Annotated in this window: 16 protein-coding genes; 3 read left to right on the plus strand and 13 right to left on the minus strand. The window is 60.0% G+C overall.

Annotated features, from left to right (window positions below; translation table 11 throughout):
• Nucleotides 1-129 precede the first annotated feature (129 nt).
• From ISS97_RS17045 to ISS97_RS17060, 4 genes are all read right to left on the minus strand, one after another.
• Nucleotides 130-540, minus strand: coding sequence for a hypothetical protein (locus ISS97_RS17045; RefSeq protein WP_379983406.1), 411 nt, complete (start codon nt 538-540; stop codon nt 130-132).
• Nucleotides 541-701: 161 nt separating this feature from the next.
• Nucleotides 702-1,697, minus strand: a complete 996-nt coding sequence (locus ISS97_RS17050) for a WD40/YVTN/BNR-like repeat-containing protein (RefSeq protein ID WP_379983405.1) — start codon at nt 1,695-1,697, stop codon at nt 702-704.
• Between the two features lie 46 nt (nt 1,698-1,743).
• Complete coding sequence (locus ISS97_RS17055; protein ID WP_379983404.1) at nt 1,744-2,325, minus strand: GatB/YqeY domain-containing protein; 582 nt, start codon at nt 2,323-2,325, stop codon at nt 1,744-1,746.
• Nucleotides 2,326-2,504: 179 nt separating this feature from the next.
• Complete coding sequence (locus ISS97_RS17060) at nt 2,505-2,915, minus strand: hypothetical protein (RefSeq protein WP_379983403.1); 411 nt, start codon at nt 2,913-2,915, stop codon at nt 2,505-2,507.
• 358 nt (nt 2,916-3,273) lie between these two features.
• On the opposite strand from ISS97_RS17060, the gene ISS97_RS17065 reads away from it, so the two are divergent.
• Nucleotides 3,274-3,819: a hypothetical protein gene (locus tag ISS97_RS17065; protein WP_379983402.1), complete on the plus strand. Its 546-nt coding sequence runs from the start codon at nt 3,274-3,276 to the stop codon at nt 3,817-3,819.
• 71 nt (nt 3,820-3,890) lie between these two features.
• Nucleotides 3,891-4,406, plus strand: a complete 516-nt coding sequence (locus ISS97_RS17070) for a hypothetical protein (RefSeq protein WP_379983401.1) — start codon at nt 3,891-3,893, stop codon at nt 4,404-4,406.
• Nucleotides 4,407-4,422: 16 nt separating this feature from the next.
• Here the strand turns inward: ISS97_RS17070 and ISS97_RS17075 are convergent, their stop codons facing one another.
• From ISS97_RS17075 to ISS97_RS17115, 9 genes are all read right to left on the minus strand, one after another.
• Nucleotides 4,423-4,761, minus strand: a complete 339-nt coding sequence (locus ISS97_RS17075; protein WP_379983400.1) for a hypothetical protein — start codon at nt 4,759-4,761, stop codon at nt 4,423-4,425.
• A 173-nt stretch (nt 4,762-4,934) separates the two neighbouring features.
• On the minus strand, nt 4,935-6,815 hold the full coding sequence (locus tag ISS97_RS17080; protein WP_379983399.1) for a M48 family metalloprotease: 1,881 nt from the start codon (nt 6,813-6,815) through the stop codon (nt 4,935-4,937).
• 53 nt (nt 6,816-6,868) lie between these two features.
• On the minus strand, nt 6,869-8,920 hold the full coding sequence (locus ISS97_RS17085; protein WP_379983398.1) for a DUF4034 domain-containing protein: 2,052 nt from the start codon (nt 8,918-8,920) through the stop codon (nt 6,869-6,871).
• Nucleotides 8,921-9,021: 101 nt separating this feature from the next.
• Nucleotides 9,022-9,552, minus strand: coding sequence for a hypothetical protein (locus tag ISS97_RS17090; RefSeq protein ID WP_379983397.1), 531 nt, complete (start codon nt 9,550-9,552; stop codon nt 9,022-9,024).
• Between the two features lie 112 nt (nt 9,553-9,664).
• The gene (locus tag ISS97_RS17095; protein WP_379983396.1) at nt 9,665-10,339 is read right to left on the minus strand and encodes a hypothetical protein; all 675 of its coding nucleotides are present in this window, start codon (nt 10,337-10,339) and stop codon (nt 9,665-9,667) included.
• Nucleotides 10,340-10,604: 265 nt separating this feature from the next.
• Nucleotides 10,605-12,230: a S8 family serine peptidase gene (locus tag ISS97_RS17100; protein ID WP_379983395.1), complete on the minus strand. Its 1,626-nt coding sequence runs from the start codon at nt 12,228-12,230 to the stop codon at nt 10,605-10,607.
• 904 nt (nt 12,231-13,134) lie between these two features.
• Nucleotides 13,135-13,455, minus strand: a complete 321-nt coding sequence (locus ISS97_RS17105) for an antibiotic biosynthesis monooxygenase family protein (protein WP_379983393.1) — start codon at nt 13,453-13,455, stop codon at nt 13,135-13,137.
• A gap of 105 nt (nt 13,456-13,560) precedes the next feature.
• Complete coding sequence (locus tag ISS97_RS17110) at nt 13,561-14,634, minus strand: glycosyltransferase family 4 protein (RefSeq protein ID WP_379983391.1); 1,074 nt, start codon at nt 14,632-14,634, stop codon at nt 13,561-13,563.
• Nucleotides 14,631-15,332, minus strand: a complete 702-nt coding sequence (locus ISS97_RS17115) for a polysaccharide deacetylase family protein (protein WP_379983741.1) — start codon at nt 15,330-15,332, stop codon at nt 14,631-14,633. The genes ISS97_RS17110 and ISS97_RS17115 overlap by 4 nt, the downstream gene beginning before the upstream one ends.
• Before the next feature lie 355 nt (nt 15,333-15,687).
• Here ISS97_RS17115 and ISS97_RS17120 point away from each other — a divergent pair, with 355 nt between their 5' ends.
• Nucleotides 15,688-16,164, plus strand: coding sequence for a hypothetical protein (locus tag ISS97_RS17120; RefSeq protein ID WP_379983390.1), 477 nt, complete (start codon nt 15,688-15,690; stop codon nt 16,162-16,164).
• The last annotated feature ends 13 nt before the right edge of the window (nt 16,165-16,177 follow it).

Raw genomic sequence — 16,177 nt, forward strand, 5'->3', positions numbered from 1 at the left:
AAACTTTGTGGCTTGGCGTCCCTAGACGGCAGGTCCGCTTTCGACTGCTATATCAGCGGTCGACACAACACACCATGGACGCGCAAGCGTTAGCGGAAGTTCGCAAGGATCTGTCCGGCCACCTGCCCGTTACCAGGGCAGGTATGTCCGCTTTTCGGAGCGTCGAAATCGCATCTCTTCGGCCACGAAGTATGCGGACCAGGGGCCATGAAAGCCCTCTATCGTGAAGCGGAACACGCTACCGCCATTGTTGTCGAAGAAGCGCTTGCGCGTATCGTCAGGGAGCGCCCCGGGCAAGAGCTTGGAGAAGACCTCCGAGCCGGTGTCGGACTTCCAACTGATGGGGCAGTCAACGTAGCCCACGCCCATGAACTCGATCTGCATCTGATAGCCGTAGCTCATGTCCAGCGTGCCCCTGAGCACCGCACGGGCCTCATCGAGGCTCACGAGATAAAAATCCATCCACGGGTGTTCCATGATGGCCGAGTTCAACGCCTGCTCATCCGTTTCATATTCGGTCTTGTCATCAGCAGGGTTCATTCAGCACTCGGCGATGGTCGACAGTGGAGCTATCACGAAAGGCGGTTTTTTGTCGGCATCAAGTGGTCCCGAAACCCATCTGGTTCGTAAGTGGCGGATGAGCGGCGTACCACCTCGCATAATGCGATCATCAGAGAGAGAAAAAGGGCTGCACTGAGATTCTATGGGATCAAGGGATTGCCAGGGAACGGAATGCGCTCCCAGCGCGTGCCATCGAAACGTGCAATGTCCTTGTAGCCGATCGCCCACAACACGCCATCGACGACTTGCAGTATATGGCCGTCGTTGAATTCCGGCGTCAGTCCTGTCTTCAGCCGGTGGGCAGCACCATTTTCGTAGAAGAAGAGCCCCGTCTCGGTCGCCAGGTAAATCTGGCGATGGTAGGAAACGACGTTCACATAGGGGCGGCCTCGATCAAGGTCCAGCATATGCTTGAAGCCGTCGATGCAATTGCCGTGTAGCAGGGTTCCGTGGCGACCACATGCCCATATCGACGCTTCATGTTCGATGTGAATACTGCTGATCGAGGGAATGCCATGTGCGACAGATGTCCAGCACTGGCCGTCCCGGCAAAGCAAGATGCCGTCGTTCACATTGGTATGCCAGCCGCCCACATAGATCTCTTCTTCGTTGGGTCCGGCGATCGCACCAAGACTGAGGTCGCTCTTGATGCCCTCTGTCAGCAGTATCCCTTGATCGATGTGTTCCCAGCTTCCGTCCCGCAGCCGCCTGTAAACCTGGCCACTGCCGCCGCAGGCGTAAAGCGAGCTCCCGATCTGCGTAACGCTTTTGAGATAGCCCCACCCCTTGGCGTCTTCGTGCCAGAGACCGGAGTCGGCAATTCGTTCGGTCTCCGGCTCGCGCCCCATGGGCAGATGATAAAGTTCACCGTCCTCGTCGAGAAAGACGTAAGCGGTTGGCGCATTGGACAAGCCGGCGTTCGATGCCAGCACAAACAAGGCTGCGTCCGAAATCGTGACGGGCATGTCGAAATATGCCCAGGTCGGGTCCTTTTCCTCGCGGAACAGGCACAGGCGGGAAAAGCCATCAAAGCGCTCGTCGCGGTGGGAGCAGGCTACGAAGAGATCGTGGCGCGTTCTAGCAACGGCCGCCTCGAACATGAGCGGGATGCCATCGGGCTTGGTAAGAGGCTTCATGGGTGCGGTCCATTTGCTACTCATCTGGAAGCGTGCGCCGACGCTTTCAGCTCGTTTGGAGAATGCGGATCGCCTCGGCGCTGAGCGCAGCCAGTTGACCGTCGGCGCGATGTTCCTTGGCAAGCACCGCCATCACCTTTCCGATATCGCGTGGTGACTGCGCATCTACGTGTTTGATGGCGTGCGCAACCATCGCCACTCGTTGCGCCGCCGTCAGTGGCAGGTAGAGAGTTGTCTCGAGAAGCAGCGCAGTGTCCTCGTAACGTGGCAATCCGCTGCTACTGAATTCAAGCACTCCCTCGACCTTCAACGGGATACTCTCTTCGCCAAGCCGACCAAATGAAAGGCACCTAGTGAGGAAAAACACATGCACGCCGAAGAGACACATGCTCCCATCGACATAGCCCGGCGCCGGATTGAAAGGAAATTGGAAACTCTTGCCGGCCAAGGCGGAAAAATCATCTAGGCCGAGGTCGATCTGATCGCACCGTAGCGAGGTGTTGTGCGTCTCCCCATTGAACTCGAACGGGGCAAGCTCAATGGCAATGGATGCCAGTCCCAACGGGCCGCCCTTAGGGGAATATCGTGCCTCTATTGCCTTGATCTGCTCGGTGGGAAACGGGTGCATCTTGTTTGCTCTTTCGCCCTATGACTGATTTTTCGTCGCGCTTGGCATGGCTTTGGAGGGCCGCCTGTTTGCAAGGACGGACATTCCGGTCAAATCGACCCGCAAACCTCTCAACAGGCCACTCCTGGCATGCATGGAGTGCATGTCACCTGCCCCGTTATCAAATTCATCGAGGTGGATCATGCCGCGATCCACCTCGTACCCTTCGGGTCGGGGATGAATACCCTTGGCGTCCAGCAATCGGAACGCAGCGTGCCTACGTCAGCGCCGCAGCAGCAGACTTGATTGGGACCATCGCAGCCATTGAGGCCGCAGCAACCATTGAGGCGGCGCGCGTCGCTGGTGTCATGGACGGACTCGTTGAGATCATCGGGGTTCGACCAGCATTGCAGCACAAACTCCAGCGGACTTGACGCGTCGCCGCAGGCTCGCTCTATCGGCTCCCAGCTCTCGAATGCTACGCCGCAGACGGTGAGCCGCTCGCCTTCCTTATGTTGGGGCTGCGCCACGCCAGGCGTTTTTCCGGACACGATGGTGAGCGCGCCAGCGAGCACCGTCTCGCATCGTGCGCATTGCAGGGCCATTTTCATCTATAGTGCTCTTAAGAAACATGGAGCCCGATGAGGCATCGGACTGGCCGAACCCAGACGACATGCATCTCACCATAAAACTCCGGGCACCTCATCCGCGAGGAGCGGGATTCGCACCGGTGATGAGCATGCCAGCATTCGCATTCGCTCGAAGGGTTGGACCTCGCCCGGCCAAGACTCCGATAACCTGATCCTGACTCCAGTGCGTGGCCTGCCCGCGAAGCCCGTTGATCAGCCGGATTCCGTTCGGATGCTCAATCGTGCAGACCATGGCCGGGCAAGTGCTTACCATCGTGCCCAACCAACAAGCAGGCATCATGGATTTCGAAGAAATCTCTGTGAATGGCCGGCTGAATTGATGACTGCGCCGCTTTTTCCTTGGCTGATGGGCCACCATCCTCGTCGCGAAGCGTGCCTGTATATTGGAGCCGCGTATTCCGAGTATCTCGACAATCGTCGACGCCATCACAGACATCCAGTTGACCTCGTGCCGAGGATATCCGAGGCTGCCAAATTGAAGGCAAGCCTGCAACTGCCCGCCAAAGCATGGGGTGTCTGTTGGAATTTCCGTCCCTTACTGAAAAGTGAACACATGAAACTGAAAAACATGAGCTACCTCGCGGTCATGACCAGCGCCCTGCTCCTTCCAAATGCAGGTCTCGCGGCAGACGCATCCAAATGCACGTTCGGTGAAGCCGAGAGAGACAAGATCGTCGACGGCATGAGCTACGACCAAGCGGTAAAAATTCTAGGTTGCAAAGAAAAACGGACGGGGTCGGGCGAATATACGTTCTACGAATGGAAATCGACCGTTCCTCGCAACCCCAATGATGAGTCTCGGACCTATCCAGGCGTGTCTGCCGGAATGAAGGAAAACAAGCTGTTCGGGGTCACCGCCTATTGAGAAAGAGGCCATGCCTGCCTCTTCAAGGTCAAATCAGTACGCTCCCTCGCCCTACGTGGAACATACGTCTCATGCAAAACCGAGCCAGGGCGTCCCGCATCGCCGCGTCTTTCCTTGCCGTCGGCTGCGTGAGCATGGCTGCCGCGCTGACCGTGGTTCCGGTTGCGCCGGCAAAGGCTCAGGAGGCCTACCTCCCGGCGCAGCAGGATTTTGTCGGCAAATGGAAACTCAGCAGTGCGACCAGTCGGCCGCCGCGCGACATGAAGACGGCGCCGACACCGGCGCAAGAAGCGGGCGCCACGATGTTCCAGGAGACTGTGACGACACTCTATGCCGCGTTCGACTATCTGGAGATCACCGCGGATGGTCGTTACATTTTCCACCGGCCCGGTGACCCGGCCTCGGGTCCCTGCGCACGGTGTGGGACCTGGTCCTTCAGCAGGAGCTCACTGTGGCTCAAGCTGGATACGGCACCGAGGCTCGATATCCAGGCCAAGGGCAGCGAGATGCAGATGACCTTCACTGCGGAAACCGACGAGACATCCAAGTATTCCTGGCTGGTTTTCGGCTGGACGAAAATAAAGTAAGCCGTGCGACGCTGAGCTATATCCCGGTTCGACAGACGTGCTGCTTGTCGTTCCTCCACTGCTCCGTGGCGGCGTTGCCGATATTCCAGATCAATCCCAGGCTGATCAGCCCGCAAAGGGCGCCAAGAACCAAGACGCGGCGGCGCCCACGGCGTTTCAGGAAAATGAAAGTGGCGGCCGCGTACACCATCAAAGCGGGTACGGCAAAGATCAGTACGGAAGCCGGTCCGTCGCAATCGACCGCGTCGACGCCGATCGCGCGATATTCATTCGCCGTCCCCACGATGCCGATAATCGCGACAGGCAACATGGCAATCAGGGCGACATAGCCAAGCAATCTGGAGAAACGGGGCACTTCGGTTCCTTTTACGCTCAATCCTGACGTTATCGATCCGCGACCACCGAGGCGATGCCGCCGGGCTGACGCGGTGCAAAAATACCCTGGCCACCGTCGATAACCGGCTAATCGCAGAGCCTGGCGCGGCGAGGCCTCAGGTTTCCGGTGCACAGGACATGGACCATGCTCCATCAGACATTCGATAACGTGGGTGCCGTCACCGGTTTGTTGGTGACGCCACCCGCGGGGCGGCCGGCCTGGGCAATCAGGCTCTCATGCGTGCAATGAGCCGGGATCGGGCGGCTCGGACCGATAAAGCAGACTTCCACGTAAAGATGCAGCCGTGCCTGCAGGCGCTCCAGCAATCGCTTGCAGGCGGAGGCGCTCACATCCTCTTCGCCGGTCAGTCTACCTACAAGGCGCATGAACCAGCCGTCGTGCGCCTGCACATACAAGAACCAGCGCGGCGGGTCTGCCGTGTCCGGCTGTGTGTCGCGGCAAAGCCAGATGGCGCGAGCGTGCTGAAAAAGCGGCTGGAGCTTCTCCTGCAGCAAGGCGAGTTCGGACGCCTGCATGTCGTGAGGAAACAGGACATCATCAGCTGGCCGGCTTCCATCGCCGCCGGCCCAGGCCAGGTCGGCGATCTGCCGGTGCCGCTCGGCCGCCAAGGTATCTCCCGCCCGCAGGTAAAGCTCGCAAAGATGGAGATGGACTCGATACTCCGGCGAAGACGGGTTTGCGCTGATGCAATGCCACGCGGAAATCGCCCCGCGGATATCGCCATCACGCTCCAGGTCATCGGCCCGGAGCTCCAGCAGTGCCGGGTCGTCGGGCGCCTGTTGCAGCCCGTGTGCAATGGCTTCGGCGCGAAGCGGGCCGGCTGGATCGAACTTCCTCGCCAGCTGTGCCAGCTGCCTCCAATCGCGCTGATCAAACACCTGTTGCTCACGACGCTGCAGCAGCTTCAGGAACTGGCCATGCTGCCGTGCCTGCTGTTCTGCTGCATCCTGCCAGCCGCTGGCTGCGTGCTCGCGCCAGTCGGCATCAAGCTGCGCGGCGATACCGGTGGCCTCCCCTTGCAGCCAATCCGACGCCGCTGACGGCCCTTCAAGGTGCCAGGGCAGGCGGTCCGGGAGCGGGCCCGTCGGATCCCTTCCCGTTGCCGCCAGGCGCTCGGAAAACACGGGGTGAGTGTCGTGCATATCCGGTTTCTGGCAGAGGCTTTCGTGCAGCCAGACGGCCGCCTGCACGCCATCACGTGGACGACTGCCGACCGGCTCCGTCAACAGCTGCGTAAACGGCTGTGCCCGAGCGATGTCATCCTGGCCCGCCTGCGCAAAGATGCCCGGCCAGAATTGCTCGGACATGGCCTTCTGCCTCAGCACCAGGGCGGTTTCCGTCTCGCAGGCGATGTCGGCGCCCACCACCGCCATGGCCTGCGCATCGGCCACGACTTCGCAACGGCGGGAAAACTCCAGCGTCTCGCGCATCATGCGCGGCACATACCAGGAGAGAAACAACCGGAGCGGCGCGGTGATCAGCCGATGATTGCGCTCATGCAATGCGGCCAGCGCGCCCCAGCGTTGACGGGCCACATAAGCCCAGCGCGCAAAATGGCCATGCCGCCGGGAGATATGCGCATATTCATGCGCAATGACCGCCGCGGCCTGCTTGCCCGTCAATAAGGCAAGCAGCGGCAGGCCAAGCACCAGCACATGCTTCGACGGGCCGGCACGGGAGCCTGCCTGATAGATGGAGGCATTCAACTCGGTGTTGACATAGATGGCCGTGAACGCCGGTGCATCGCAGGCGAGCCGCAAGCGCTCGATCTCCCCGGCAAGTGCGGGGACGGTGCCGAGTTCCAATGCCATGCCGTGCGAGACCGGTGCCGGCGGTACCGTCGCATACGCGCGCAGGACCATCAGGCCATACATGACCCACGACAGCGAAGGCAAGGCAAGCAGCGCCAGCAGAATGGGCGATGACACCAGCCATGCCAGCAGAAGCGGCGACAGGATCAGCGCAACACCGCAGACCACCAGGAACGCATCGCCAGAGGCGAGCCATAGCAAGGCTCGCGCTCTGCCTTCACGGGGTGGCGGAAGGGGGCTGGCCGCGGCGATGCTCATTTTGGCGGCAGATGCTCACTCGAAAGTTTCTTGCCGAGGAAGAATGCGCGCAGTCCCCGCCCGGCCATCTGCCATCCGCTCGCCCCATAGACCTGCGTCTCCAGCCACTCCAGCGTGGAATGGCTGGGGAACAGCTCCTTGTAGCGGTCGAACCATTGCATGGCGATGAACTCGCTCTGGGGGACGCCATCGCCATATTTGTAGGCCAGGACGACCTCGCCATAAGCCTCGCCGGCGATGTGATCGTCATCGTGGGCGACCAGGGATTTCATATGGGCGACGGCCTGCTGCTTTTCGTCCGCCGTGCCGTGCCGGCGATCGACGCTGGCGATCCTGATCATGGCCATGTCGATGCCACCATGCATCGCCCCGACGTATAGAGAGCGGATGCGCTCGAAATTCTCACGGACGGTCAGGTCCAGCTTGTCGACATGTTCAAGGCGCCAGGCGTAGTTGTGCAGCGCGACCGGCTCCCCCTCTTCCGCCGCCTGCATGAGCCAGCGATTCACCTCGCTCTCATCGAGCAGTGATGGCTCGGCATCGGGCCGGATGCCGCTGGTGATGTCGTACATGCTGGCCGCGGCGGAGTAAGCGCGCCTTTCCGCAAACGCGCGGGTGAGATAGGTCGCCTCCTGTTGAAATCCCCCGTCCCAGATCATTCGGCAAGCATGCATGGGCGTACATTCGTCGGGCTCGTAGAGCGGTTCGAGCTGTACCGCGCGGTCGATCAATTGCGTCGCCACGGCCGGGTCGGCTCCGATGCCCCATATGCCAAACTGCCAGGCGAAAGCGGCCACGGCAAGCATGGTCGGCTCATCAAAATGGCGGACGGCGGTCTGCAGGACCCTCGCATAGGCGCCCTCCTCATCCTCGGCATGCCTGTCGTCGACATGCTTGATCAACATCAGGTTGGTGAAATCCCGAAACGGACCATCCACACCCGGATAGGTCTCGGGCGGCTTGCCATATCGAATGGATTCGACATGACGCCGGTGCGCGAGTTTCGCGTCCTTGAGCGAGTAATGGGTGAAATTGGCGTACTTCCCGAGCGCCATGAAGCGCAAGTCATCGGAAAGATCCCGCGCAAGCCAATCCTTGAAGATTTTCTCTCTGGCGCGAACCTCCCGAACATCGCCCGGCTCCGGATAATCGGGAAGCGTCAATGCATCATGCACGCCGGGCCATCGGACGGCATTGCGTTCCTGCTCGCTCAGAGCGGAACACAAAGGACCGACGGCGAATTTTTCGACCTCGCCATCGCCACCGCCCCACCTTGGGCTTAGATACTGGGCGTAGCTTGCTAGGAGCTCGGGCCAATGTGGCCGGAGCGAAAGCCCATAACGCAGCCAGTAATAGCCCGGGTTGTCGATGCCTGCCTGTTGCAAGCGCGGAAGACTGGCAGGAAGCGTCGCCGTTATCGTGCCCGGCGGCTTCAGTCCATGCTGGGCAAGCCTGGCGCAGGCCGCATCGTAAAGGTTCGGCTCGACCTCCTCCCGTTGCATGGTTTTTTCGACGGGCAAGCCGCGAAACAGCGCATCGACAAAGTCCGGCTGGCCGAGATACTGGCTCATCTGCATCATGGTTTCGGCAGCAAGCGCCGGCCGCTCCGAGAGCGCCATTGCCGCCAGCAGATGCTCGGCTGCCGTCACGCAAGCCATGCGGGCGGCGACCCATTGGTCTTCGCTCACCGCGGAAGACCAGGCGGCCGTTCGGATGGCACAGGCCCGGCCGAAATAATACTGACCGAGAATCTGCCTGGCATGGTAGGAGCGCGGATAGGCCTGACTCCAGGCTGTTAGCCCTTCCAATCTGAGGGATGCGTCGACGCTGGCATAGTCGAACAGGCCGGCGCCGCTGGACAGAAACCCGTAGTGGATGTCTGCGCCATCCGCCGACTTCCACCATGCCGCCTCAAGCTCGCCCAGCGTGCGCTCGATCTCGTCGAAGCGCCGCTCCAGCATCGCCTTCCGTAAGGCTTCCCGATGCCGGAACCGGGCCCATTCGGGACCATCCAGCGGCAAGGGAGGCGAGCTTGTGGTGATCTGCATGGACAGCTCCTTCAATCGTGGGGATTCGATGGGGATGGGGACAACTTGCCAGCGAACAGGGCGCACCCGAACGCCGGACAGAGGCGTTTTTTTGGGACAACCTATTGGGCGTAGTCCGGCGCTGCCGGACAGGCGTGCTGGATGACTTCGAGCCGTACGATGTCGTTGCGTGCAAGCATGTCGTCGTGGACATAACCGACACGAACCCAGGAGTCCGCGTGGACAATGCCGCCGCCGGGCTCGACCGCATGATAGCCAAGCCGAACTTCGTCCGCGCCATAATCGAACAGCTGCCCCGCCACCGACCATTGCTCCTGGCCGGCATCGGACTCGCCCGGCGAGGCAAGCCCAGGATGGAATTGGTCGAGACATCCCTCGACATTGGCGAATTGGCCACTGCGCACTTGTGCCTTCACCGTGCTGGCATGACGGATCTCGTGCAGCAGCGCCCAGCACACGCCTGCCGTGATGGCCAAGGCAAGCAAAAGGTAGAGCCACGCGCCTTTTCGTCCGAGGCGGGCCAGATACAGCGTGAAGCCGGACATGCCCAGGCCGAGCGCTGCGAAGGTGAGAAAGAAGAGATAGGCCGGGTTGATCTGATCGGGGTGCCGGGTGAGATCGAAAACGTCCAAGAACACTTCCTCTGTGTATCGCCATGCGATGGCTGGATTGGTATGAATATGAATCCGCTATGGCATCTCATTGGGCAGCCGTCTGGCAATCGCGCCGATGCGGCAGGGGCTTTCACTTCGCTCGTGGCAAGGCGTCCAGTTGCGCCTCATAGCTCTCGATCAGGGCAGGATCGGCATCGTCGTGGTGGCTGGCGATGAACGTGACCAATGCTTCCCGGTATTCCGCGATGAAGGCGTTATTGCGCGGACCGGCCCGGAATTGCGCCGCCGCCTTCTCGACGGGTCGACGATCCTCGTCGATTACGTACCTTTTTCCGTAGGGTGAGAGATTGCGCATGACGACGAAGTTGCGTGGGAAGCCTGGAATGTATCTGACCACGAAGATCTCGCCCTCGGGCGGAATGAGGATGGCGTTGGTGATCGGATAGATACTGGCGGACATCGTGTCGAATTGCGTCGGTACATCACGGCCGTCCGCCGTTTTCACTACCGTGTCATAAGCCCAGACGCTCTGATCATTCAGGGTCGAATTGGTTTCCTGCGCTTGGGTGATGACCGCCGTTCCGTCGATCCCGAAGGCCTCGAGAAAAAGCGCATTAAAGATGTGCGCGGTGAAGATGTTGATCTGCCCATAGATGAAGAAGACCAGGATCAGCCCATACCAGCCAGCTTTTCGCCGTCGTTTTGCCAGCGCGTGAGCCAGCAATGTCCCCGCCGCCATGATGACGGGCCAAGCCAAGAAGGGATGCTGGGTGAGGAAATATAGAATCGCCGACAGGATGGCCATGAAAACCTTGATCAGGAGAAGCTTCGTCGTCGCAGACTACTATGAGTCCTATGATTTCTCATTGATGCGAAGTGCCTGGGAATCAGGCAGGCGCTAAAGCCGGATGGTCTCGTTCGTAAGAGCCTCCCTGGGCGAAACGTCATCAAGTACCTCGCCCGTACGTAGGAGCTCGACCGCGCTCTTTCGGGCGGAACCCAAGGCGGAATGCTGAAGCCTGAGAATCCCCTCCCTCGCCAACAAAGAGCAAGGGAGGGGATGTCATTCATCAGGGTTGACTACCCGCCATCTGCACGGCTTTATAGGCATCCAGAATGCCGGCGCCGATGGGTTGGTCGCTACTCACCTGCGGCGTTGCGGCGGACGACGTCAATACCGACGTCACCTGATCCGGCGCCAGCAGTGCCCGGCCAAGGCCTAGGCGATAGCTCTGCATCAAGGCAATCACACCCGCCACATGCGGCGTGGCCTGCGACGTGCCGGCCATGCCTCCGTAGGTAGCCGTGGTTGGTGTTGTGGTGCCCGCGTTGATGGCGGACCAGATGAAGCCCGTCGTGGCCTGGTCGCCACTGGAGGCATCGTCGCGATACACGCCACCACCGGGAGCCGCCAGCGTGATGCCGCTACCGTAGTTCGAGTAGAACGCACGCTGGCTCGTGATGCCCGTCGAGGCCACTGCGACAACACCGGCACAATTCGCAGGCGACGAATTCGCAACGTCCTGGTTTCCGTTACCCGCCGCGACGACCACCGCTACGCCACGACCTATCGCGCCGGCGATCGCGGTTCCCAGTACGCTTTCGGCAGGACATTGCCCGTTGCCGCCCAAGCTCATGCTGATGACTTTTGCCGGATTGGCGTTATCAGGCACGCCATCCACATGACCACCCGATGCCCAGGTAATCGCGTCGGCGATATCGGCGTTCGAACCGCCACAATGGCCAAGTACACGTACCGGCACGACCCGTGCGTTGAAAGCGGTGCCCGCCATGCCCACGCCGTTATTGGTGAGCTGACCGCCCACGGTGCCGAAGACATGAGTGCCGTGCCAACTGCTATTCCTAGCCGCTATGCCGACTCCGCATTGATTGTCCGTTGTCCAGTCTCCCGTATCCCAGCCGCCAGCTACGCGACCGTCAGTCGTGCGGCCTGAAACCGCGTGGTCGAAAAGAAAGTCATAGCCGGCATTGGCCAGGGTGAGGTTCAGATCGGGGTGCTGGGTCACGCCCGTATCCAGGCTGGCAATCACCACGCCAGAACCATCCGCCAAGCTCCACGCCTTCTGGATATTTGCGCCGCCCCAGTTGGCAACGGGCGTGTTGAGCTGCCTGTCAAGAAAATTGGTGCCGTCTGCGGCCAAGTAATCCCATTGATAGGTGGGGTAATACGGGTCATTGGGTACCGTGAACGTCGCCGCGGCGCTGGGCCCAACCACGTCACTCATCGCGTGAAGCATGTATTCCGGCTCCACGAACGCCACCGCCGGATCAGTTGCGATCTGCTCAATGACGGCAGATGCCTCGGCGTTCGAGAGCGGGTGATCAGTGCGTACCAAGTCGGCACCCGAAGCAAGCTTATGCCCGTAATGCAGGCCCGACGCCTTGCTCGCCAATCCCCGCATCGCTTTGGTTCCGACCGATGGCGCACCACCGGCGCGTGTCATGGCGGCGCTGACATTCTGTACGGCTGTACTGGCATCGTCCCGTTCCGTGCTCCCGTCCTTATAAGTGACGATGAAACCGCGGTACGTTTTCCCATCCTGCAACGAACTTAGATCGTACTTGCTGACGAACGAAGGTTGCATGGAATGAACATCGCTAGTCGCCTCGGCTGTCACCGTCGTGATCAGTAAGACGGAAGCCGCTAGCAGCTTCATTTGAAATCCGTTCTTCATTTTTCATTCCTCCCAATGATTGAATCAAAAATGGATATTCGGAGGCGTCTCTAGCCACTTCCCTGTCCGGACCCGGTCGATCGTGCTCGACACACGCATCGACTGCATCAAGGTGTTGAACCCCCGGCGAAGCACTCTATGGACTAGTCCCGTCGCAGAGCTTGCGAATGTCGCGACCTAATCTGAAGTGAGAGAAGGTCCGCACTCTTCGAGTGTGAAGACGCGATGCCGCGGCCTCCATTTCAAAATTTCACCTCTCAATCGTTGAGTACAAACGAAGCACCTTCTTGAAGGCCCACCTGAAGAAGGTGGTCATTCGTTTCTTGATTGATTTGGAGCCGAAGTTTCCCCGTCGCCATCGCCGCCTCGACGACTTCTATGCGGTTTACGTGGTTAGCAAGCTTGGGACAGGGTCAGGGTATTCCTGACCCCTCTTTTCCGATATCGCCGTGGTCATAGTGGGTGTGGGGAGGATCCTGGCTGCTTCGAAGTGCGTGGCTCAGGGCATCAGCATGGATGTCCTACGGCAAACCCGCCCCATTACAAGCCCTCTACGGAGAGGTGGCTAGATCGAGAGTCAGGTGCTCGCTGCACGCCCTCTTCCCGATGGCGACGTTCCACGGAGCATCGACGACAGGACCCGTGCGACTGAGAAGTCATCGACGCCAACGACCGGTTCGGTCTTTAGGCGGGGATGTCCTAGGGAAACTTACCAACTGCAATGGCATCGGCGATCATCGCTACAACGTCGCAGACGTATCAGCGCCTGCGGCCCGCTTGCGTTGCCCTTGTCATCGCGAGGTCTTGAACAAGATCCTTGCGCACATACGGGGCCGCAAGTAAACCGCGTCATAGCGAACGATTAAGGACTGCGTTCGATGCGACGCCTCCCTCGCTAAGGGTGTTACAGCGTGACAGGCTCAAACTCGGCGAATATCTGCGAGGATTCGGCGAGCTGTGCCAAAGGCATGTAATAGCAAGCTTTACTGAAGTCATTCCGCAAGGCGCGAAACGCAGGATGATCGTATGCGCGGCGTTTCGACTGCGCAGAGCACCATTCGAAAACTTCAATGATCGCGCCGTTTCTGGCGCGCACAAGCGAAATCGGGTGGTCGCTGATGAACTGTTCGGATCGGAGCAACCTGACCTGCTCCCTGATCGCCGCAAGCAGTTCGCGCTCTTTGCCAGGTTTGGGCTTATAGGCGACGATCACGAGGCAGCTCATGGCATCTATCCTCTTTAATGCAGCAAATAACATGCACGAGATCCGTGCCGTGGGCGTGGCGTCGGACCGCGCGCGAAGAAAATCATTCCATCCGGCGAGTTCTGATCAGCTGGTCAATTTGCGGACAAAGGCTTCTGCAATGACTTTCGTGCTGAAACGTTCCTGTACATATGGACGCGCGGCCTCGGCCATCGGGCGCCGAAAATCCTCGTTGCACATCATCGTGATGGCGTTGCGCCAGGATTCGACATCGCCGGGCGGAAGGAGCAGCCCAGTTACCCCGGCATGCAGTGTTTCGGGCACGCCGCCGACCTGGCTGGCTATGACGGGCACGCCTGCCGCCTGCGCCTCGATCGACACGCGACCAAACGTCTCCGACGCGATCGACGGAAAGGCCAGCACGGACATGGCGCTGTAGTATGAGCCGACATCATGGATCCACCCGAGAAAATGATGCCGATCGGCCTTCGGTCCCGCGGCGGCACGCGCTCGCAATGCAGCCGCCTCTGGACCATCGCCGAGCCATAGGCAGTGCAGTCGGGGCTCCTCGGCCATGGCGGCCGTGGCCGCCTCGATCAACGTGAAAATGCCCTTGCCGCCGTGCATCCGGCCGGCATAGCCCAGCACGATGGCATCGTCGCTGATGCCAAGCGCATGCCGGATGGCGCAACACCGCGCCGGGTCGGGCAGGCATTTTGAGAGGTTCACCGGATTGTAGAGCACGTGAACCAAGGCATCCGGTATGCCGCGATCAAGATAAGCCTGCCGCGCATATTCGGATACGGCGAAGAACCGGGTCGCCAAGCGCGGAATCCCATAGGCAGATAGTCGCTTCATGGGTGGTGTCCGATGGCGAAATAACGCCACCGGCACCCTCAACCAGCGGCCAATGATCACCAGCGGCCAGTACTCCTTTCCAAAGTTGCCGACCAGCCAATGGGGCCTCACCTGCTTGGCGACAGCCAGAACGTCCCGGCATCCCCGTGCATCGAACGCATTGCGAAACGCCGCATAATGAAGACTAGCGCTTGATTGAGCCAACGACTGTGCGATCAGGCCGCCCGCACACGTCACGACATGAACCTCATGCCCGCTTTCGATTAGGGCTTGCGCAAGCGCGACAAAATGCGTCGCACCGCCGGTGTTTTCCGGGTTGGTGCCCACAAAGAGAAACTTCATGCGCGCCGGTCCTCGTAGCCCGTCAGCACTCGCATGGCAAACTGCGGAAGAAAGTGATGCCGAGCTATCTGTACGCGAGGTAAGCGCCACAGATTCGATTCGCGCGTCGCGCGCCCACGATGGGTGGTTGTCGCTGCTTCATAGCCGGCGTGTTGAGTGGCATCGGCAACGCGATCATCCACATCGCCATAGGGATAGCAAAATTGCGTTACGGCCACGCCGAAGCGATCTTCCAGATCAGCCTTACAAGCGTAGATTTCGTCCAGCAACTGGTGGTCGCTGCAGTGCGTCAGTCGAGGGTGATTTTGCGAATGCGCGCCTATTTCCATGCCGGCGCGATGCCACTGCCGCAGCTCATCGGCCGTCATGAGTTGCTTGCGGATACCAATGCGTTTTGCATCCCAAGTGTTGAAGCGGCCGATGCTTCTATTGACCACATAAACCGTGGCGCTAAAACCGAATCGGGACAGCACCGGCAGCGCCGATTCAAGATTGTCGGCATAGCCATCGTCTAACGTGATCGCGACCACGCGACCCTGTCGCTCACCTCGCAAATAAGGCATGGCGGCAGACATCGACAGCCCGGTGTAACCCATCCGATGTAGCAGCCACATCTGACGAGCGAATGCGGCAGGGCTGACATACAAGCTGCGATAGATCTGTAGGTCTCGCGGTAGATGTGCGACGTTGTGGTACATCAGGATGGGGAGGCGGCATGGACTGCCGGATGCCGCTTGCGCCACGTCATTACTCCGCTACGGATCATTGCTTTGGTCAGTCGCGCCGTTGTCCAGCCGTCGCTCGACGCCACCGCAACGGACACTCTCGACCAGATCTCCTGATCGCAAGCCCACCGTAAGGTGATCCCACGTGATACGACACGACGCAGACTATGAATCAGAGCACGCGCTTGTGTAGAGATCATGGATGTTCGATGTGCTTTGTGTCTGCTATGCGCGATATGCGCAGGCACGTCGATGACTTGGCTTGTCGTTTCAAATCCTCCGCCATCAAACGTCCACAGAGGGTCAACATTCCACTGGACCGCTGGCCATGTTCCAAGCAACCCGACGACGCATGCCGCTCCTTTCCCCGGCCGATTGTTCAACGGCCGATCCTTACGCGCTGCGCTTTGGCATCGTGGGAGCCAAAGGCAACGCGGCCGGCCCCTTTCGATTAGCCATCCGATTGGAGGTCTCGCGCGCCCATGCGGCATCCGAGACGTTTCTTTTATCGCTGATGCCGGCTTCGTCCGGCCGGTCGATCTGGACCTTTCGTCACTCGCCCAGCTATTGGCGCATCGCGCCGCTAGATATCTCCGTGTTCCGCCAATGCCAGGCGTTGATGACCTCTCTTCCCACCACCGGATCCGCTCCGGACGCGGAGTGGCTGATCGCCGCGCCGCTCCCAGCATCTCCTCATGAGGAGACGCCCTCATCACCGACGATGGCGCTCTATCTTCAACTCGCGCCTCAAGCGCCCTTCATTCTCTTGTCCAAAGATGCCTGTCGTCCGATGGATGGACTCTAGGCCATGCGTTTAC

The sequence above is a fragment of the Dyella koreensis genome (assembly GCF_044904565.1).
Classification (GTDB): domain Bacteria; phylum Pseudomonadota; class Gammaproteobacteria; order Xanthomonadales; family Rhodanobacteraceae; genus Dyella_D; species Dyella_D koreensis.